The following is a 17268-nucleotide window of genomic DNA, read 5'->3' on the forward strand; positions in this document are numbered from 1 at the left end:
ACCACTCCTTACTTAACGGATAAAGTGCGCGGGGCATACTGCGGTTCAGCAGCCTCACACCAGTGTTGATAGCGTTGATAAAGTTGCTGAAAACGTGCCACGCGCGCGGCATCCGGTTGCAGGGTTTCGGCTACCGGACTGGCCATCTGCTGTTGCGCTTGCGGGATATCGCGGTAAACGCCGGCGGCGACCGCGGCGAAAATCGCCGCGCCCAGCGCGCAGCATTCGTCGGAGGCGACGATATCCAGTGGACGATTCATTACGTCGCAGCACACCTGCATAATCGCCGGTGATTTACGGGCGATACCGCCAAGTGCCAGAATATGTTCAACCGGAATCTGTTGCTGTTCGAAGCACTCCATAATTGCGCGTGCGCCAAATGCGGTGGCGGCGATAAATCCACCAAACAGCGTCGGTGCATCGGTACCCAAATTCACATCGGTAATCACGCCTTTCAGCCGCTGGTTGGCGAACGGGGTTCGACGGCCATTAAACCAGTCCAGCACCACCGGCAGATGATCCAGCTGCGGATTGGCGACCCAGGCATCGGTCAGCTGACGCAGCAGATCCTGCTGGATCCCGGCAATCTGTGCTTTCAGCTGTGGATGCTGAGCAGAGGCCTGAATCAGCGGCCAGCTCAGCAGGCGGCTGAACCAGGCATACATATCACCAAACGCCGACTGACCGGCCTCAAGACCGATCATGCCCGGCATCACGCTGCCATCAACCTGGCCGCAAATTCCCTTGATATCGCGCTGGCCGACGCGTTCGGCATCAGCGATTAAGATGTCGCAGGTTGAAGTACCAATCACTTTGACCAGCGTATAAGGCTGCGCACCGGCACCGACCGCGCCCATATGGCAGTCAAATGCGCCGCCGGACAGCGTGACGCTGGTGGATAAACCAAACCGCTCCGCCCATTCTGCGGTCAGGGTGCCGACCGGGACATCCGCAGTCCAGGTTTCAGTAAACAGCGGGAAGTCGAGATCGCGTGTCAGCAGGGGATCGAGCGCATTGAGGAAATCGGCAGCGGGTAAACCTTGCCACTGTGGATGCCACAGAGATTTATGGCCCGCCGCGCAACGGCCACGGCGAATTTCGTGCGGGGCAGTGGTGCCACTCAGTAGCGCCGGTACCCAGTCGCACAGCTCTATCCAGGAGACGGCGGCTTCGCGTACCGCCGCATCTTCGCGCGAGACGTGTAAAATTTTCGCCCAGAACCACTCTGAGGAGTAAACGCCGCCGATAAAGCGCGAGTAGTCCGGGAAGTCACCGCTGCGGCATAGCTGAGTGATGGCTTCGGCCTCTTCAATTGCCGTATGATCTTTCCATAATACAAACATCGCGTTCGGGTTATCGGCAAACTCCGGGCGCAGTGCCAGTATCCGGCCCTGACGGTCAATCGGTGCCGGTGTCGAGCCGGTAGAGTCAACGCCAATGCCAACCACGCTGGCACGCTGCTGTTCGCTTAAGCGCGAGACCACTGCGCTAATCGCCTGCTCCAGCGCATCAATATAATCCTGCGGGTGATGACGAAAGCGGCTGGCGCTGGGATCGCAATATTTTCCCTCCTGCCAGCGCGCGTAGGCGACTACCTGTTTCTGTAATTCGGCACCGCTGTGACAATCTACCGCCAGCGCGCGAACCGAATCACTTCCAAAATCTAAGCCAATTGTAATGGCACCAGCACGCATAAGGCTCTCCTGTTAATCGCCGATCGCTGCTGTATACCCTAAGAAGCTGGCGCAAAAGCGGTTAGTCATCTGCGGCTGCATATATGCACTTTCCTGTCATCGTGGGGCTTTCTGTGACTGACCTCAAAAGTTAACAGACGGTTAAATTGGCTGAATGTATGGACATTTCTGCTGTAATTTCACGATGTGATAGCGCTCTACAAATGTTGCTCGCTTTCCCGCTACAACTAGCCCTGCGGTTGTACAGCTATCAGTCAATTACGGTTCTAATTAGCTGATTTAACGCTACTGACTGAACTTGTTAGATGACTGGTAACGTTTACACCGCTTCGCTTACCTCATGCAAAAAACATTATCGAGCCGGAGAGCATCATGCATAAATTCACTAAAGCGTTAGCCGTCGTTGGGCTGGCAGCCGTTATGTCACAATCAGCTATCGCCGAGACCATGAAACTGGGCTTTCTGGTAAAGCAGCCTGAGGAACCCTGGTTCCAGACCGAATGGAAATTTGCCGATAAAGCCGGTAAAGACCTGGGTTTTGAAGTGATCAAAATTGCCGTGCCGGACGGCGAGAAAACCCTCAATGCCATCGACAGCCTGGCGGCCAGTGGCGCGAAAGGGTTTGTTATCTGTACGCCGGATCCAAAACTGGGCGCGGCAATCGTTGCCAAGGCGCGCAGTTATGACCTGAAAGTGATTGCGGTGGACGATCAGTTTGTTACCGCGAAGGGCAAACCGATGGACAGTGTGCCGCTGGTGATGATGGCGGCGACCAAAATCGGCGAGCGTCAGGGCGACGAGCTGTACAAAGAGATGCAGAAACGCGGCTGGGATGTGAAAGAGACCGGCGTGATGGCCATTACCGCTGATGAACTGGATACCGCCCGTCGCCGCACCGGCGGTTCAATGGCGGCGCTGAAAGCGGCCGGTTTCCCGGAAAAACAGATTTATCAGGTGCCAACCAAATCCAATGATATTCCCGGCGCGTTTGATGCCGGTAACTCGCTGCTGGTGCAGCATCCGGAAGTGAAAAACTGGTTAATCGTTGGCATGAACGATAACACCGTGCTGGGTGGGGTGCGTGCCACCGAAGGTCAGGGCTTTAAAGCGCCGAATGTGATTGGTATTGGTATCAACGGCGTGGATGCGGTCAGCGAGCTGTCGAAAGGTTCGGCGACCGGCTTCTACGGTTCACTGCTGCCAAGCCCGGATGTGCACGGCTACAAGAGCAGCCAGATGCTGTATGAGTGGGTTACTAAAGGCGTGGAGCCGGCGAAATTCACTGAGGTGACCGATGTGGTGCTGATTACCCGTGACAACTTTAAAACCGAACTGGCGAAAAAAGGGCTGATGTAATTCCACTGTTGTCATCAGGGCCTGACCGTCAGGCCCTTTGTTATCCGCTTTCTTTACAGGGGGAACCCCATGAACACTGAACCCGCATTTCTGTCGTTTCATGGCATCAGCAAAACCTTTCCCGGCGTAAAAGCGCTACAGGAGATCGGTTTCGAGTGTCATGCCGGGCAGGTCCACGCGCTAATGGGGGAAAACGGCGCCGGTAAATCGACATTACTGAAAATTCTCAGCGGCAGTTATCAACCTGACAGCGGAGAAATTCGCATCAAAGGCCAGCCGGTGAATTTCAGCCATACCACCGAAGCGCTTGATGCCGGGGTCGCGATTATCTATCAGGAACTGCATCTGGTGCCGGAGATGAGCATTGCTGAAAATATCTACCTCGGTCAGCTGCCGCAGCGTGCAGGCTGGGTGAATCGTAAGTTGCTGCGCTATGAGGCCGGGCAACAGCTGAAAAATCTGGGTATGGACATTGACCCGGATACGCCGCTGAAATATCTGTCGCTGGGGCAGTGGCAAATGGTGGAAATTGCCAAAGCGCTGGCGCGTAACGCCAAAATTATTGCGTTTGATGAGCCGACCAGTTCGCTGTCGGCGCGCGAGATTGAACAGCTGTTTCTCGTTATCCGCAATCTGCGCGAACAGGGGCGGGTGGTGCTGTATGTTTCGCACCGCATGGAGGAGATTTTCGCGCTCAGCGATGCAATTACGGTGTTTAAAGATGGCCGCTATGTGCGCACCTTTACTGATGTGGCAAATACCAATCACGATCAGCTGGTGCAGGCGATGGTCGGTCGCGAAATCGGTGATATCTATGGCTACCGGGCGCGGGCTACCGGAGCAGTGCGTCTGCAACTGAATCAGGTGCATGCCAAAGGCGTCCGTACGCCAATTTCACTCAGCGTGCGCGCCGGGGAAATTGTCGGCTTATTTGGTCTGGTCGGCGCCGGGCGCAGTGAGCTGATGAAAGGGCTGTTTGGTGCCACCCGGCTGATATCGGGCGAGGTCAGTCTTGATGGTGAAACGCTGAGAATCAGTGAACCGTCTGACGCGATCCGTGCTGGCATGATGTTATGCCCGGAAGATCGTAAAGCCGACGGCATCATTCCGGTTCATTCGGTGCGCGATAATATCAATATCAGCGCCCGTCGCCATAATCTCACCGCCGGTTGTCTGATTGACCGCGCATGGGAGACAAAAAACGCTGAGCAGCATATCCGCTCGCTGAATATCAAAACGCCGTCCGCCGATCAGTTGATTATGAATCTTTCCGGCGGCAATCAGCAGAAGGCCATTCTGGGCCGCTGGCTGTCGGAAGAGATGAAAGTCATTCTGCTCGATGAACCGACGCGCGGCATTGACGTCGGCGCCAAACATGAAATTTATAATCTGATTTATGCGCTGGCTGAGAAGGGGATTGCGGTGCTGTTTGCCTCCAGCGATCTGCCGGAAGTGATGGGGCTGGCTGACCGCATTATTGTGATGCGTGAAGGTGAAATTGCCGGTGAACTTCGCCATGACGAAGCGACCGAGCAGAAAACCCTGCATCTGGCGATGCCGAAAATCTCTCAAGTGGCCGCTGTGGCCTGAATCCAGGAGTGCTGTTATGTCTTCTTCAACCACCTCAAACACCACGCCACCGGTCTCGCGTTCCGGCACCAATCTCGCACGCATCTGGGATAACTTCGGCATGCTGGTGGTATTTGCCGTGCTGTTTATCGGCTGCATGATTTTCGTGCCGAATTTTGGCAGTTTTATCAATATGAAAGGCCTGGGCCTGGCGATGTCAATGTCCGGTATGGTGGCCTGCGGCATGTTGTTCTGCCTGGCTTCCGGTGATTTTGACCTCTCGGTTGCGTCGGTAATTGCCTGTGCCGGAGTGACGACGGCGGTGGTGATTAATCTCAGCGAAAGCTTGTGGATTGGTATCACTGCCGGTCTGCTGCTCGGGGTTGCCTGCGGCTTCGTGAACGGTTTCGTGATTGCGAAACTGAAAATTAACGCGCTGATTACCACGCTGGCGACGATGCAAATTGTGCGCGGTCTGGCCTATATTTTTTCTGACGGTAAGGCAGTCGGTATTGAAGATGAGCGCTTCTTCGCGCTGGGTTATACCAACTGGCTGGGCATTCCGGCACCGATCTGGCTGACTATCGCCACCATGATCGTGTTTGGTTTTCTGCTGAACAAAACCACCTTTGGCCGCAATACGCTGGCCATCGGCGGTAATGAAGAGGCGGCGCGGCTGGCGGGCGTACCGGTGGTGCGTACCCGCATCATTATTTTTATTCTGTCCGGGCTGGTTTCCGCTGCCGCGGGGATTATTCTCGCTTCGCGAATGACCAGCGGCCAGCCGATGACGTCACTGGGTTATGAACTGATTGTTATCTCAGCCTGCGTGTTGGGCGGCGTCTCGCTGAAAGGCGGCATCGGCAAAATTTCTTATGTAGTGGCTGGGGTGCTGATCCTCGGTACGGTAGAGAATGCGATGAATTTATTGAATATCTCGCCGTTCTCACAGTATGTGGTGCGTGGCCTGATATTGTTAGCGGCGGTGATTTTCGACCGCTATAAACAAAAAGCCAAAACCCACTAGCTCACGCCGGTGGATTAACAGGCCGAAAAATATGTCAACCGGAGGGGTTATGTATCACCGTCTGCCTGGAACCGTTCAGTCGAACCCATTGCTGCCGGGCTATCCGTTTAATGCCTGGCTGGTGGCAGGGCTGACGCCGATTACCGCCAATGGGCCGCTGGACTTTTTTATTGATCGTCCGCTCGGCATGAAAGGCTATATTCTCAATCTGACGATCAAAGGCAGCGGACGGGTATTTGACGGTGAAGCGGCATTTGACTGCGAGCCGGGCGACCTGCTGCTGTTTCAGCCCAAAACGCCGCACTACTATGGCCGCTCATCCGACAGCGATTGCTGGTTCCACCGCTGGATTTACTTCCGCCCGCGTGCCTACTGGAGTGACTGGTTGCAGTGGCAGGATCAGAACCAGGGCGTTGGCCGGCTGCGGTTGCCGGAGGCGCTGCGCGGAGAGTTTGATCGCCTGATGGCCAATATTGAGCAGACCCATAACTCCGGGCGGCGCTTTGCCGAAGAGCTGGCGATGAATTTGTTGGAGCGGCTGTTGCTGCGGGCGGTGGAAGAAGATCCTCGTTCTCATCAGCAGGTGCGCGATCCGCGGGTTATTGAAGCCTGTCAGTACGTTACCGGCAATCTGGCGGGCGAGGTTAAAATTGAAGAGGTAGCAAAATTCGTCTGCCTGTCGCCGTCGCGGCTGGCGCATCTGTTCCGTGAGCAGATGGGAGTGAATCTGCTACGCTGGCGTGAGGATCAGCGAGTAATACGCGCCAAACTGCTGTTACAGACCACTCAGGAGCCGATCGCCAGCGTGGGGCGGGAAGTCGGTTATGACGATCAGCTCTATTTCTCACGCGTATTTCGTAAACGGGTCGGTGTCAGCCCGAGTGACTTTCGTCGTCGCAGTCAGGATGCCCATGATGCGCTGGTAGCCGAGGAGAGCTGGCAGATGCCGCGATCGGGGACAAACAGCTAATTCAGCTCAATCTGGCTTGTTCTCTGAGACTTAATGGTTTTAAATCATTAGGTAAAGTTTTGCCGGTGAATGCATATTGCTTCACCGGCAGGCTTAGGCTGAACAAGAGGAATGCTAATGAGTGATAAAGTCCGTGTCGGTCTGGTGGGTTATGGCTTCGCCAGCAAAACGTTTCATGCTCCGCTAATTGCCGGTACCTCAGAAATGGAGCTGGCTGCGGTCTCCAGCAGCGACGCAGCGAAAGTTCATGCCGACTGGCCTGCCATGCAGGTGGTTGCCGATCCACAAACGCTGTTTGACGATCCGACCATTCAGGTCATTGTTATTCCTACGCCAAATGATACCCATTTCCCGCTGGCTAAAGCGGCGCTCAATGCGGGCAAACACGTAGTAGTCGATAAACCGTTCACCGTGACTCAGGCAGAGGCCCGCGAGCTGGATGCGCTGGCTAAAACCAAAGGCTTGTTGCTTTCGGTATTCCATAACCGCCGCTGGGACAGTGATTTCCTGACGCTGAAAGCGCTGCTGGCCGATGGCACGCTCGGTGAGGTGCGTTACCTTGAATCGCATTTCGATCGCTTCCGTCCGGAAGTCCGTCAGCGCTGGCGCGAAATGAAAGGAGCCGGTAGCGGTATCTGGTTTGATCTTGGTCCGCATGTGATCGATCAGGCGCTGCAACTGTTTGGCAAGCCGGATGCCATCAATGTTGATATGGCCGAGCTGCGTCCGGGTGCGCAAACCACTGACTATTTTCACGCGGTACTGACGTATCCACAGCGTCGGGTGGTACTGCACGGCAGTATGCTGGTGGCGGCGGAGTCGGCTCGCTTCCAGGTGCACGGCACGCGCGGCAGCTATATAAAATATGGTCTGGATCCGCAGGAAGATCGGCTGAAGGATGGTGCGCGCCCGCCGCAGGAAGACTGGGGTTATGATATGCGTGATGGCGTACTGACGCTGGCTGAAGGTGAGGTGATGGTGGAGAAAACGCTGCTGACGATCCCGGGCAATTATCCGGCTTACTATGCAGCGATCCGCGATGCGGTAAATGGCACAGGCAGTAACCCGGTCACTGCCGAAGAGGCGATTCAGGTTATGGAACTGATCGAGCTGGGCCTGCAATCAGCAGAGAAAGGACAGACGCTGTCGCTGTAGGGGCGGCTAATCCTTCTCGCCGCCCATGCACATTGCCTGCGATGATAACGGGAGCCGTTAACGGCTCCCCTGCAGGGCGACAACCTTCGCGCGTAGCGCCTGTTTCTCGGCTTCACTGATAAACGCAATCTTCAGGCCATTTTCCTGCGCGGTACGGATCTGCTGCGCGCTCAGGCCCGCTGCGGGTGCCGCTACCTGATATTCATGCGCCAGTTCAATACCCTGAACCGCCGGATCGTCAGTATTAATGGTGGCCAGCACCCCATGTTCGAGGAAGGTTGCCAGCGGATGATGGTGTAACTGTGCGACGGTGCTGGTCTGAATATTGGATGTCAGACAGGATTCGATACCAATCTGCTGTTCAGCCAGGAAATCCATCAGCGCCGGATCTTCTACTGCTTTCACGCCGTGGCCGATTCGCTCGGCACCCAGCTCTCGAATGGCCTGCCAGATGCTTTCCGGACCGGCGGCTTCACCGGCATGCACCGTGATGCGCAGTCCGGCATCGCGTGCGCGGTTAAAGTGGCTCAGGAACTGACTGCCAGGGAATCCCAGCTCATCACCGGCCAAATCAAGCGCGGTAATGCTGTCGCGATGGGCCAGTAAGCCCTCCAGCTCGCGCAGGCAGGCTTCTTCACCAAAGGTACGGCTCATAATGCCAATCAGCCGCACCTCGATATCATGCTGCTGACAACCGGCTTTAATACCGTCGATCACCGCTTCAACCACACCCGCTACCGGCAACTGGTGGTTCATCGCCATATAACCCGGAGAGAAGCGCAGTTCGGTATAGTGAATACCGGCGCGCGCCGCATCCTCAACGTTTTCCTGCGCAATGCGGCGGCAGGCATCCAGAGAACCGAGCACTTTAACGCCCCAGTCCAGTTTTTGCAGGAAGCTGACCAGATCCGGCTCATTTTTCGTCACCTGCACGTGCGGACGCAGCGCGTCCAGCGTGCTGGCAGGCAGTGAGAGATTAAATTCGCGACCTAAATCAAGGATGGTTTGCGCACGAATATTACCGTCAAGGTGACGATGAATATCGGTGAGGGGAAGCTGGGTATCGATCATTTCGCACTCTCTGGATTGTATAAGGTGAAGTGCAGAGCAGTATAAAAACATCTTGCGCAAATACGCCAGAGAATTGCGCAACGCGACCGCTTAACTGCTGGTTAATTGGTCGCGCCTGTGACGGGGTACAGATTGACATCTAATCAAATAAGTCAAACATTTCATGCTCTTCTTTTATTATTCTTATTTCTGCGGCAGTCATGACGCGGATGCGGTCTGGCGTCACCTGCTGATGATAAAGATGCGCTTCATGGAAGTAACTGGCGCGATTGGTATAGAGATTGATATCCAGTGAATCGGCATTCTCCAGCGCTGCTGCGGTGGCGGCCGGATGCGACAAATGTTCAGCCAGCCCAGCTTTATTAATCGCCAGATTTTTCAACAGTGAAACGCCTTTCATTCCCCGGGCATCTATCTCATAAATATGAGCCGCGTTGCTTCCCCATTGCCGATAGCGTAATGCGCCAACCGCATTTTCAGCGACGATTAAGGCAGCACTTTCCTGTGAGGTCATTTTAGCCACGCCTCTGAAGGTGTTCGATGGCCTGAAACCAGTGCTTAAAATAATCGACGGCGGTGTTCTGTCTGCGCGATAAACTGGGGTAGTAAACATCTCTTCATGCAGCCCCTGGTCATTAAGATTTAACCCTGCGCGATTCATTTGCTGTGCCGCCTGCGCCGAATCCCCGCTTAGCCCTTGATGCATCACAGCCCCAAGACGCTGACGCAAGCCTTTAGTGGTGTTATTCAGCAGACGCCAGCCGCCCGCCGCCAAACCAATACCCAGCGACAGCATCCCGGCGGCAAATGACGCCCAACCCAGCCCCGCAGAGGCACGAGGATGCCGCTGGGCTATGGCGATACTGGCGATGCCGGTAACATCTGCGACCAGCGTTGAAGACTCCGCCAGCGCGGCACTGAAACTAAAGCTGGCGGCAATCGAGGTTCCGGCGCTAAATATCGCTCCCAGTATGCCAAGCAGGCCCAGCCCGATGCCAAGACCCGTCTGCCAGCTGAAATGGCCGGAGGGATCGGCGCGATTGATCGGGTCGCCTGCACAGTATGTATAAGGGTTGATGCCGCCCGCATCAAACGGGCTGTAGTTGTCCGGGGTCGTAAAGCGTCTCAGTTGTGGATGGTAAGCCCGGTAGCCGTTACCCAGATGATAAACACCGCCGATCGGATCTGCACGTTCGCCATTAAAAGCCATCAGATGAGTATTCATAATCGCCTCCTGTAGTGAGAAAGCGCATTAATATCTGAGAAAATTCGTCAGGAATAATCATTAATCATCAATAAAATCGGTTTGTTATTGTTGTTTCAGCTCCGCGTTAACATGATGACATCACCGTCACTCTGTCAGGGGTGGACGGGCAGGGGCAGGCCAGATGATGACCTGCCACGATTAGCGGTTAAAAGATGCGATTATTGATTTCTAAAGTTCTGACCTCTTCGGCAGACATTACCCGGATGCGGTCTGGCGTAATTTGCTGGTGATAAAGATGTACCTCATAAAATTCACTGGCTCGGTTAAAAACGCGATTAAACTCATCTTCATCAGCGGTGGCAAAAGCCAATCTGGCAGGCTCATCGTTGCGAATAAGCTGGGCAAGGCCGCTGCGGTTGAAGATATAGTTTTTCCAGAGTGAAACGCCTTTTACTCCCATTGCATCAATTTCATACACATACGACATCTCGCCTCTGAGACGGAATAGTGCTCTGAATTTCAGCGCACCCAACACCCTTTCTGAGGCGATTAAAGCAGGTGTGTATTCGGGAATCATTTTCGGCACGCCTCTGAATATTTTGGAGGGGTCGAATCCGTCATTTAAGATGACTTCTGGCGGTAACCGGTCGACCCGATACACCTTCGAATTAAAAATGTTCTCGCGTAATCCCAGTCCGTTTAGCTCGGTGCCACCTGAATGAGATAATCCGGCGCGGTTCATTTGCCGCGCTGCCTGCGCGGCATCTCCGCTTAGCCCGGTATGCAGAACATTTCCCAGCCGCTGGCGCAGGCCTCTGGTTTCATTATTCAACATGCGCCAGCCACCTGCCGCCAGACCGGTGCCCAGCGACAGCATGCCGGCAGCCAGTGACAGCCAACCCAGCACCGTTGAGGCGCGGGAGTTGTGCTGGCCGGTGGCGATACTGGCGATGCCGGTGACATCCGCGACCAGCGCTGCAGACTCGGTCAGCGCGGCACTGAGACTGAGGGTGGCGGCAATCGACGTTCCGGCGCTAAATATCGCGCCGAGAATGCCCAGCAACCCCAGACCGATGCCGAGACCGGCCTGCCAGCTGAAATGGCCGGAGGGGTCGGCACGGTTGATTGGGTCGCCAGCACAGTATGCATAAGGATGAATACCGCCGGCGGCAAACGGGCTCAAGTTGTCCGGGGTAGTAAAGCGCATCAGTTGTGGATGGTAAGCCCGATAGCCGTTGCCAAGGTGGTAAGCACCACTGACGGGATCGGTACGCTCACCGTTAAAACTTAACATAGTATTATTCATTGTATTTACGATCTCCGGTGTGAAAGAACGCGATTTATACCCCGGAAAAAGCAGAAAAAATAATCATTTATTATGAATAAAATCAATGCATTAAACTATTCACACTATGATGATGCACTCTGATGCTGATGAAGTGATACGCCCGCCAGAAACCAGCAGTTAATCAGCGACGGCAGTCATTAATCGCACGTATCAGCCCCTGAACACCGAGCTCAAGTTTACTGCGCGGGCAGCCCACGTTAAGCCGGATAAAACCCTTGCCCTCGGTGCCATAGGTATAACCGGGCATAATCGCCACTTTTTGCTGTTCAATCAGATTTTGCTGCAACCGCTGATCATCCAGCTGTAAAGCACGCAAATCGATCCAGGCCAGATAGCTGGCCTGAGGCGGCTGCCAGTCAAGTTCAGGAAAATGGCGCTGCAACTGTTGGGCAAGATAGTGCAGATTGCTGCGCAGGTATGCGCGCAGCGCGTCAAGCCAGTCAGCGCCCTGTCGGTAAGCGGCAATATGTGCGGCAATCGTCATCACTGGTGGGGAGGAGAGACCGTCGGCATTTTTCAGCGCATCAAACCAGCGAGCGCGATCGTCTGGCTGGGTGATAAAACCATATGCGCCACCCAGCGCCGGAATATTGAAGCTTTTGGACGCGGAGGTAAACAGCGCACAGGGCTGAGATGCCACGCTTATCCAGGGGGTATGCGGTACATCACCGATGATCATATCCATATGAATCTCGTCGCTGATCACCTTAACCTGATAACGGGCGCACAGTTCGGCCATTTGTTCCAGTTCGCTGCGTAACCACACTTTGCCGGTCGGATTATGCGGACTGCACAGCAGCATAATTTTACAGCGCTGGCGTTTCAGCGCGTTTTCCAGCGCGGTCATATCACATTGCCAGTGATTGCCCTGTTTCTCCAGCGGGGCAGCCAGCACCTGACGATGATTACTTTCAATGGTTTTGTAAAAGGCATCATAAGCCGGGGTATGGATCAGCACGCTGTCACCTGGCTCTGACCACAGACGAATCATCTGTGCGACCATATAGATCACCGACGGGCCATAGACGAGGTGCTGTTGCTCGATATTCAGCCGAAATCGCTGCTGATACCACTGGCTGATAGCGCCCAGAAAGTCATCATGTTGCCAGCGGCTGTAACCAAACACGCCGTGAGTGACCCGCTGCTGTAGCGCGTCGATAATTACCGGCGCGGTAGCAAAGTCCATATCAGAGATGGTAAACGGCAGCAGATCCGGATGACCAAAACGGTCAGCGACAAAATCCCATTGGGTACACCAGCTTCCGCGCCGGTCGATCGTCCGATCAAAGTTAAACATCGCAACCTCACATAAAGCGGCAGCGGCTGCTGCCGTAAACCGGTTAATTCGCCGCGGTTTGCATCAGAAGAGTGATTTCATCTTTCACCGACTGCACCTGGGGGCCAATCACCACCTGCAGACTGTGAGCGTTAAGATGTACCACGCCGATAACGCGATAAGCCTTTAATGCGGCGTCGTCCACTTTGCTCATATCACTGACGGTGAGGCGCAGGCGCGTCAGGCAGTTGTCGAGTGAGGTGATATTGTCGACGCCGCCAAGCGCAGCCAGAATGCCCGGCGCATTGTAGCCAGACTTGCCAATACCGGCACTGGAAAAGGTTTTGGCAATCGCCTCGCTGTTGTTATCGATTTCCCGACCTGGCGTTTTGATGTTGAAGCGGGTAATGGCGAAACGGAAAATCAGGTAGTAACTGACAAACCAGACAGCGGCAATCACCGGCACCCAGTACCATTTAGTCGAGAGTCCGTGCAGGATGCCGAACACGACGAAATCAATCACATTGCCGTCGGTGTTACCGATGGTAACGCCGAGGACTGCCATCACGGTAAAACCGAGGCCGGTCAGCAGCGCATGGACCAGATACAGCAGCGGCGCGATAAACAGGAACAGAAATTCAATCGGCTCGGTCGTACCGCCTACCACGCAGGCCACCACGCCTGAAATCAGCAGTCCCTTAATCTTAGGCCGGTTTTCCGGGCGGGCGCAGTGATAGATTGCCAGTGCGGCACCCGGTAAGCCACCCAGAAACGCGGGCATCTTACCCTGAGAGAGAAAGCGGGTTGCGCTCTCTGCAAAGGCACTGGAGGTTGGACAGGAGAGCTGGGCCTGAAAAATGGTCAGGGCACCACTGACGCTGTGACCGCACACCTCCATGGTGCCACCGGCATCGGTAAAGCGAATAATCGCCACCAGAATATGCTGCAGCCCAAATGGCAGCAGCAGTCGTTCCCCGGTGCCGAAAATCATCGGTCCAAAGTCACCGGCACCGTTAATTATCCAACCGAGACCACGGATCCCCGCCGCAAACACCGGCCAGATTAGTGGCACGGTCAGGCCTACAAGACCCATTACCAGCGTCGTAACGATCGGCACAAAGCGCGTACCGCCAAAGAAGGCCAGCGCATCGGGCAGGCGAATGGTGTGAAAGCGCTCGTGGAGCCAGAACACCACAATACCGACAATTACCGCACCCAGAATGCCAGTGTCGATCGACTGAATGCCGATAATATTCTGAATGTTATTGGCTTTCAGCACCGCAGCATCGCTGGTGGGCAAAATGCCTTTGGCAGTCAGCCAGAAGTTAACCGCCAGATTCATCACGGCGAAACCCACGAAGCCGGAAAATGCCGCAACGCCTTTATTCTCACGCGCCATGCCTAATGGAATGGCGATGGCAAACATCACGGGCAGGTAGCTGAAGGCGAAAGAGCCAATTTTGCTCATCCAGGTGAAGATCAGCTGTAGGACAGAATGGTCAAGAAACGGCAGTAAAGTGATCACATCGTGACTGCTCAAGGAGCTGCCGATGCCGAGCATAATCCCGCAAAAGGAGAGTAGCGCAACCGGCAACATAAAGGTTTTCCCCAGACTCTGGAAAAATTCCCACACGGATATTTTTGGTTTTTGGGTGGACATACACTCTCCTGGCAAAAAACTCAGCCACTGCTGAGGTAAAACAAGATAAAACGTTTTACCAGGATTTAATGCGAGTCTGCTCACATATTGATTGCCGCTAAGGGTTTTCATAAGTTGACTGACGGTGTAACGTTTTATCTGTCCGGTTGACTGACTAACCGACCTCTTGCGGCAAAACTGGCGAACTATGTCTCAGAAAAAAATAACTATTACCGATGTTGCTGATGAAGCGGGCATTTCGGTGACCACCGTCTCTCTGGTGTTGTCCGGAAAGGGACGAATTTCTCCCGCTACTGCTGAACGTGTGAATCGGGCGATTGAAAAGCTGGGCTATATCCCTAATCGTTCGGCGGCAATGCTTCGCGGTGGCGACAGCGGCGTTATTGGATTGATCGTGCGTGATATCTGTAATCCGTTTTATGCTGAAATGACCGCCGGACTGAGTGAGGCGCTGGAAAAGCAGGGCAAAGTCCTGTTTCTGACGCAGAGTGGCGCTCAGGGGCAAAATCTTAACCGCTGTTTTGATTCGCTGGTGGCACAGGGCGTTGATGCCATCGTGCTGGGCGGAGGAGCGGAGAATGCCGGTGAGATTGCTGTCAGAGCGCGTGATGCAGGGATTGCACTGATTTGCGCTTCGCGTGCCAGTTCGCTGGATGCAACCGACTCGATTCGCCCGGATAATATGCACGCGGCAAAACTGGCAACTGAATATTTGATTAAACGTGGGCATCACTGCATCGCATGGCTTGGGGGCTCCGGTTCCTCGTTAACCCGGGCTGAGCGTATTGGTGGTTACTGCTCTTCGCTGATGCAATACGGCTTACCGTTTCGCAGCGAATGGATTATTGAATGTGGCAGCCATCAGCGCGACGCGGCAGAGCTGACCGCCCAGCTGATTCAACAGCATCCGACGATTACCGCGATTCTGTGTCATAACGCCTCAGTTGCACTCGGCTGCTATTTTGGTCTGCAACGCAGCGGTCGCAGTATTGGTAAAGGTGGGCTGGACAGCTATTACAGCCAGCAGATGGCGCTGGTGGGATTCGGTGATGTGCCGGAAGCGCAACTGACCGATCCGCCGCTGACCTTTATCACCAGTTCTGCACGTGAAATTGGTCGCAGCGCCGCCGCACGTCTGTTACAGCGTATGGCCGATCCACAGGGAGATATTCAGAATGTGATTATGCCTTCGACGTTAATTGAGCGCGGGTCGGCATAAAGCAGAGGGTAATGTTTTTGCGGCATCATCCTAAGAAAGGGCGGCAGAGCGCCGCCCGGAAGAAAAGTATTACTCGGCAGGCAACCCTTCCGGCATCGCCGTCATGCCGCCCAGCATATAGCGAGCCAGGAACTGATCGAGCGGCATTTTCTCGCCGTTCATCGTCACCTGACCGTTGCCGTATTGCAGGCTGGTAACGATATTATCATCCTGTTGCGTGGTCAGTTTAAACATCTGGCCCATAGCCGCGATGCCTTTGACCTGCTGCTCAGCCAGTTTCGCTGCCTGTTCCTGCGGATGGCCTTCTGCCATCGCCACATGGGTCATCAGCTCGGTTGCCATATCCATCGAGATCACCAGCTTACCGTCCAGCGTTTTCAGCACGCGATCGGCAGCCTGGTTGATGTTCTGCGCCTGGCCGGTAGCGGTGGAAGGATCGTTAAAGTGTACTGACAGATTAAAGCTGCTCTCACCCTTATCGTTCTTCCAGCTTAGCGGTGCCACGGTAATCACCGGACCACCTTCCAGCAGAGTCGGCAGATTAGCCACCAGAATCTGATTCACCTGTTCCTGATAACGCTGCGGATCTTCTGCAATGCCCGGCTGATTCAGCAGCGCCTGCATCTCAGTATTGTAATTTTCAGAGAAGGTTTTCAGCGCTTTACCATCAAGTTGTGACAGTTTCATCGACAGCTTGCCCTGACCAAACGACTGATTCTGCATCATCAGATTGTCGAGGGTGTAATCGATGGTGCCTGATACCACGTTATCTTTGGAATCAAAGCTGGAAGTGCCTTGTAAACCTTCCAGCGTTAACGCTTCCTTGCCATTGACGCTGGCGGTCAGTTTTTTCAGGTTGATACCCTGATCGCCAATTCGCACACCTTGCGGGCTAAGATGGGTATTGGCATTGGCTTTCACGCCGTTCAGCGTAAACAGCACGGGCATATCCAGCTGATTTTTTGTGGTGATGGCGATGCTGTCGATATCACCATCAAAACTGACTTTATCGCCTTTATCATCGGCATCAATATTCAGGGTGCCGCCATTCCAGGCGAAACGGTGGCCGCTTTCGGCATTCTGATAATCAACCGGTAACAGTTTGATCGCCGACGAGGTGGCACCGCTGTAACTGACGCGGGTATCAGCCTGCACCAGAGATTCACCTTTCGTCAGTTCAAACAGCGGCTTCACCGCATCGGTGTTTTCCAGCTCGCTATGTACTGAGGCCATCGACGGCAGCAGATTAAACTTCTTCAACTGGGCAAACGGGAAGGGACCATGATCGATCTTTTCATTGAAGACAATGCTCTGACCCGGCTTAAGCAGTGAGTTATCTTCGGTTTGTGAGCTGGCCTGCACCACCAGTTTGGCGCTACTGCTGAACAGGCCGCGCTGGTAATCCTGATAGCTCACCTTCAGGCGGCTGTCCGGGGCAATATTATTCAGCTGTGCATTGGCGTTCTGAACCAGGGTGTCCATATGGGTTTCGAGCTGCTTACCAGTGAACCAGGCACCGCCGGTCCAGATAACACCTAATGCAACCACTACGCCTACTGCAATCTTGGTCTTTTTCATCTTCTGTCGTCGTCCTTTCACTGATTTCAAGCGCTACCTGAGCAATCCTCTCACCGGCAGCGCAGAAAAACGCCCGGCGGGCGTTTTTGTTAATAGCTTGAATAATAATAGCAATTGATGCGGCTGGCGTCAGCCCAA

General features: G+C 54.4%; 13 protein-coding genes. 6 read left to right on the forward strand and 7 right to left on the reverse strand.

All coding sequences use genetic code 11. The annotated features are described in order from the left end of the window. Window positions 1-8: 8 nt before the first annotated feature. A complete protein-coding gene (locus tag RIN69_RS11025) occupies window positions 9-1694 on the reverse strand; it encodes a ribulokinase (protein WP_313857413.1) in 1686 nt (561 codons plus the stop codon). Window positions 1695-2066: 372 nt separating this feature from the next. On the opposite strand from RIN69_RS11025, the gene RIN69_RS11030 reads away from it, so the two are divergent. The 5 genes from RIN69_RS11030 to RIN69_RS11050 all read left to right on the forward strand — a co-directional run bounded on the left by RIN69_RS11030 (window position 2067) and on the right by RIN69_RS11050 (window position 7771). After that, window positions 2067-3050 carry an arabinose ABC transporter substrate-binding protein gene (locus tag RIN69_RS11030; protein WP_313857415.1) on the forward strand — a complete coding sequence of 328 codons (984 nt, stop codon included), beginning with the start codon at window positions 2067-2069 and terminating at the stop codon, window positions 3048-3050. A gap of 69 nt (window positions 3051-3119) precedes the next feature. Beyond that, entirely contained in the window at window positions 3120-4640 is a 1521-nt protein-coding gene (gene araG / locus RIN69_RS11035) for an L-arabinose ABC transporter ATP-binding protein AraG (RefSeq protein WP_313857416.1), read from the forward strand. A gap of 16 nt (window positions 4641-4656) precedes the next feature. After that, entirely contained in the window at window positions 4657-5646 is a 990-nt protein-coding gene (araH, locus tag RIN69_RS11040; RefSeq protein ID WP_313857417.1) for an L-arabinose ABC transporter permease AraH, read from the forward strand. A gap of 49 nt (window positions 5647-5695) precedes the next feature. Continuing rightward, entirely contained in the window at window positions 5696-6616 is a 921-nt protein-coding gene (gene araC / locus RIN69_RS11045; RefSeq protein ID WP_313857419.1) for an arabinose operon transcriptional regulator AraC, read from the forward strand. A 117-nt stretch (window positions 6617-6733) separates the two neighbouring features. Next, window positions 6734-7771 (forward strand): oxidoreductase, encoded by a 1038-nt coding sequence (locus RIN69_RS11050; RefSeq protein ID WP_313857421.1) that lies wholly within the window; start codon window positions 6734-6736, stop codon window positions 7769-7771. Between the two features lie 57 nt (window positions 7772-7828). On the opposite strand, the gene add is transcribed toward RIN69_RS11050, so the two are convergent. The 5 genes from add to malX all read right to left on the reverse strand — a co-directional run bounded on the left by add (window position 7829) and on the right by malX (window position 14333). Next, entirely contained in the window at window positions 7829-8842 is a 1014-nt protein-coding gene (gene add, locus RIN69_RS11055; protein WP_313857423.1) for an adenosine deaminase, read from the reverse strand. 139 nt (window positions 8843-8981) lie between these two features. Next, window positions 8982-10067 (reverse strand): RHS repeat-associated core domain-containing protein, encoded by a 1086-nt coding sequence (locus RIN69_RS11060; protein WP_313857425.1) that lies wholly within the window; start codon window positions 10065-10067, stop codon window positions 8982-8984. Between the two features lie 187 nt (window positions 10068-10254). Beyond that, window positions 10255-11355, reverse strand: a complete 1101-nt coding sequence (locus tag RIN69_RS11065; RefSeq protein ID WP_313857427.1) for an RHS repeat-associated core domain-containing protein — start codon at window positions 11353-11355, stop codon at window positions 10255-10257. A gap of 163 nt (window positions 11356-11518) precedes the next feature. Then, a complete protein-coding gene (locus RIN69_RS11070) occupies window positions 11519-12694 on the reverse strand; it encodes a MalY/PatB family protein (protein WP_313857428.1) in 1176 nt (391 codons plus the stop codon). A 43-nt stretch (window positions 12695-12737) separates the two neighbouring features. Continuing rightward, the gene (gene malX / locus RIN69_RS11075; protein WP_313857429.1) at window positions 12738-14333 is read right to left on the reverse strand and encodes a maltose/glucose-specific PTS transporter subunit IIBC; all 1596 of its coding nucleotides are present in this window, start codon (window positions 14331-14333) and stop codon (window positions 12738-12740) included. 187 nt (window positions 14334-14520) lie between these two features. On the opposite strand from malX, the gene RIN69_RS11080 reads away from it, so the two are divergent. Continuing rightward, on the forward strand, window positions 14521-15552 hold the full coding sequence (locus RIN69_RS11080) for a Mal regulon transcriptional regulator MalI (protein WP_313857431.1): 1032 nt from the start codon (window positions 14521-14523) through the stop codon (window positions 15550-15552). Window positions 15553-15621: 69 nt separating this feature from the next. Here the strand turns inward: RIN69_RS11080 and RIN69_RS11085 are convergent, their stop codons facing one another. Further along, window positions 15622-17130 carry a YdgA family protein gene (locus tag RIN69_RS11085; protein ID WP_313857432.1) on the reverse strand — a complete coding sequence of 503 codons (1509 nt, stop codon included), beginning with the start codon at window positions 17128-17130 and terminating at the stop codon, window positions 15622-15624. Window positions 17131-17268 lie beyond the last annotated feature (138 nt).

The organism is Winslowiella toletana, assembly GCF_032164335.1.
In the GTDB taxonomy this organism is placed as follows: Bacteria; Pseudomonadota; Gammaproteobacteria; order Enterobacterales; family Enterobacteriaceae; genus Erwinia; species Erwinia toletana_A.